This window comes from Alkalibacterium sp. m-11, from assembly GCF_054658155.1.
The window spans coordinates 1-219 of sequence record NZ_BAAGIR010000681.1 but is presented as its reverse complement, the minus strand read 5'-3'; the positions used below and the strand labels follow the sequence as shown (position 1 = coordinate 219).

General features: G+C 41.1%; 1 pseudogene. It reads right to left on the bottom strand.

Features of this window, described 5'->3' with window-relative positions:
• Positions 1-219 (bottom strand): annotated as a pseudogene (locus ACYQ2O_RS13910) (IS4 family transposase); the annotation flags it as partial.

Here is a 219-nt window from a genome sequence, read left to right as displayed (position 1 = left end):
TAATGACTGCAGCGTGACCAAACCAGCTATCAAAGAGAATCGTGTTTGCTTTTAAACGGTTTAAAGGTAGCGCATTAAGTAAATCAAACATGGTTTCTGTTGCTTTCTTTTGAGCTTCTTGACGGCGTTTATATCCAACGGTCCGTTTGTCTACTCGCTCATCTGCTTCACTTAAGCGATTGGCTTTCTTTTTGGAGCTGAGAAAAGATTTTGCCAACG